This window comes from Aeromonas sp. QDB25 (genome assembly GCF_027707725.1).
Taxonomy (GTDB): Bacteria; Pseudomonadota; Gammaproteobacteria; order Enterobacterales; family Aeromonadaceae; genus Aeromonas; species Aeromonas caviae.
Genome location: NZ_JAPCIZ010000159.1, coordinates 1 through 3244, shown reverse-complemented (window position 1 = coordinate 3244; position 3244 = coordinate 1). Strand labels below are relative to the sequence as shown.

3 protein-coding genes are annotated in these 3244 nt (G+C 42.3%); all 3 read right to left on the bottom strand.

Annotated features, from left to right (window positions below):
* Positions 1 to 433: 433 nt before the first annotated feature.
* The 3 genes from PG883_RS22985 to PG883_RS22975 are packed head-to-tail and all read right to left on the bottom strand — an operon-like array spanning position 434 to position 3128.
* Positions 434 to 1663 carry a putative glycoside hydrolase gene (locus PG883_RS22985; RefSeq protein WP_270808375.1) on the bottom strand — a complete coding sequence of 410 codons (1230 nt, stop codon included), beginning with the start codon at positions 1661 to 1663 and terminating at the stop codon, positions 434 to 436.
* A 27-nt stretch (positions 1664 to 1690) separates the two neighbouring features.
* Complete coding sequence (locus PG883_RS22980) at positions 1691 to 2551, bottom strand: glycosyltransferase family 2 protein (protein ID WP_270808373.1); 861 nt, start codon at positions 2549 to 2551, stop codon at positions 1691 to 1693.
* 13 nt (positions 2552 to 2564) lie between these two features.
* Positions 2565 to 3128 carry an acyltransferase gene (locus PG883_RS22975; protein ID WP_270808371.1) on the bottom strand — a complete coding sequence of 188 codons (564 nt, stop codon included), beginning with the start codon at positions 3126 to 3128 and terminating at the stop codon, positions 2565 to 2567.
* Positions 3129 to 3244: the final 116 nt, after the last annotated feature.

The following is a 3244-nucleotide window of genomic DNA, read 5'->3' as shown; positions in this document are numbered from 1 at the left end:
AACCTTAGACCGCGCAAATGTTTGGATTTCAGGCAACCGCAGATCGTGTTTGATGAACTACGACAGGTTGCTTGATTTGGCGGGTGTTGCACTTCGGAGTTGAATTCGCGTCCCAGTCTTGAAAGATCACTTTTCACTCCGATAACATTTTTACAAAGTAAAGTCATGCAACAAGCCATAATGAGCCAGCCCTTCAACTAATGGATACTCGGCAATTACAGCCAAAGATTACGCACAATAAAATCATCTCCTAAAGATAGGAATCCATTTCTGTGGATAGTTCAAAACATTTTGAATATGCGCAATCAAAATACATCACACAAATACCAAAGGCTACGGCTGCATCGTAGGATACAGCCATAGGCATAGTGCTACTATAGTCAACTACAAAGACACACTTACAACCGATTGATACACTGGATGAATGGTGAACTTAGTAAAGCAAAATCTTTCCAGAAAAACGTTCCAGTTGTATAGAGTCGCTTAATTGATTGCCATATACATCTTTATATGACCGAGACAAGCCAACTTGAACCTTGCTTGTAGTCGGGTTGACAACCACCATACCCCTATCAAATTTTCTTGTCCAAACCCCTGCCTCCTGTTTTCTGCTCTCCACAGGACAGCCAAGTTCGACATCGAAGAGGGGCCTATTTTTTTCCACTGCGTTTTTCACAAGATTAAAATTAAAGCCCCCCCTGGTTTCGGGATCATATGCCACCATAGGTTGAAATACCAAAGAACTACCCTGTATAGCAAGAAGATAGTTAGATAATCCATACTCTAACTGCTTCGCATTAGAAAACATGGCCGATGCAATATAGGGTTTACCTAACCGGCTAAACTCCTCAGCAGAACTGATATCGGCTTCCCACATGTCCCCTTCATGGGGGGATTGGGGGGCACCATAATAGACCACCCAGCCCTCATGCCATGCACCATCAATATGTTCACCTAATACTTTCCAGAGCAAGTTTCCATTTTCATCTTCTTTATGCAGTTGCCCAGCATTGATCAGCACTGGGATATCCATCTTGCTGCGAATAGTGTCCAAAAAATAGACGGCACCATTCTGAAGGCTTGAGCTACTAGGGTAATTAAGCAATGAGTCAAATTGATCACTCGCAATAAGAGGGATCTCATCAAGTACAACACCATCGGCACCTGTTCTGTCAACAACATTGGAAACGTATTTTGCAAAATATGCTGACCAACCAGATTTCCCCTCTACATCCATAAAGTGGTAGTTTGGCCCTCTATGACTGGCCACAGGAATGCCAGCTTCGTCACGCAAGAGCCATGACGACATTTTTGATGGGTTATAGCCTTCGACAACTTGGGCACCATTTTGCCTTGTCGCCATCTGATTCATCAAAAACTGTTGGTATACAATCATGTTCTTGTTTTTTGCTTTCAAAGCATACACTAAAGAGATGTTGTTTTTTGCATTCAAATCAAGCAAATCAAAATTTTTGGCGTACCAGCTCGTATCTATGGTACCAGCATAAAAATACCCGCCCAACCGAATGCTTTTATCTACTCTAATTAACTTGGTCGAATCTGATAGGTTGGGACACTCAGCTTTTGCCGTGGCAGATGAAACATATGACAAGCCAAGAAGCGTGGCCAAAAAAGTTAACTTTGATAATTTTATCACCTGCACTGGTACATCCCTCATACAGACACATGATTACTTCTTCATTCTAAAATAGGCAGTAACAACCTTGAGCGCATCTATTATAGAGAACTGGATTAAAAATCTTTGGGGGCAATGTCTAAAAATGAATATCAGCCGCCTGGATAGTTGGTTAGGAGACCGAATAGAAACCAGCGAACTCAAAAACTCTTTTAGCCTTGGGGCATGGCGCCCTGAACCAGTCATCTTCACATGACTCTTAACTCGAGCGTTTGCACAGACGAAAAGCGAATAACCCGCCTTCTTTGCTCTGAGTGAAAAATCTTCATCACCAAAATATTGCGGAAAGCGTCTATCATCATAAAAACCGATTTCGGAGATAAGAGAGACAGGCGCCAGCACTCCGCGACCAGGCAAAGAGTCAGTATCCAATAAAGGCTCATCATTTAGACCCGCACAAGGCTTGCCTTTCCAAACCCCCTTGGACCAATCGATACGATTACCACAAAATACTATCTTATCGTTATTTTCACTATCTACTGCCAATGACCCCAACATAAATTTTTGTTGCAACGAATTGGCTGCAGCAACCAAGTTAGTCACATACTCTTGATCAACCAAGACATCATCATTAAAGCTCATAAAGTAATCATTTGCTTGACAATTAGCCATAACATGGCTTAAACCAATATTCATGCAACCACTCCACCATCTATTTCCATCCCCAGATAGCCGAGTTACATCTTTATAATTATCATGGATTACTTTGGCTGTATTATCTGTCGAAGCATCATCCACCACTACAATTTTAATATTGCTATAACTCTGTGCCAGCAGAGTGCCAATGCATTCACTAAGGGTTTTGGCTCGATTAAAAGTTGGAATGACAATCCAAACACAAGATGCTGAATTCAATTTTAACCCCTATTTATTCGATGTCGATACGCTTAATAACTCGCGCAGGAGTGCCTCCAGCAATAACGCCTGGTGGAATATCACTGGCCACAATAGCACCTGCAGCAATAATTGAGCCATCGCCTATAGTAACACCCTTCAAAATAATAGCCCCGGCCCCGAGCCAGACATCATCACCAATAGTAACAGGTGAAGTCGGCACCTCTTTTTTCTGCCTATTATAACGCCTGTCATAGGGATCTATCAGATGGAAATCGGTATCCATTATTGTGACACCGGCTCCAATAAGTACACGGCAGCCAATAGTTACTGACTTTTTAGCAGCAATAACACATGAGCTAACGCCCGAATCATCACCAATATAAATTTTTGCATCACTACTAAGCAACGCCAATTTTAAAAAATCTTTCCTATTAATTGGGTTGGCATTAGTATCACTTGAAAAAACCACTCGACGACCTACCACAATACCTGCGCCTTGCCCACGGTATAGAGCCACCCACCCAAAAATTTTAATATTTTCTCCAACAGCAACACCGTGAAGCTTGAGATATAACCTACCTAAAAAACTGGTCACTAGCCACTCGCGAATTCAGATAATAACTGCAACACCCATGGTGCATAGGAGAGAAGAGGCCAACTGCCGGTTCTGGTACGCTTCTTCTCGCCAAAGAAACAAAGCGGAACACCATG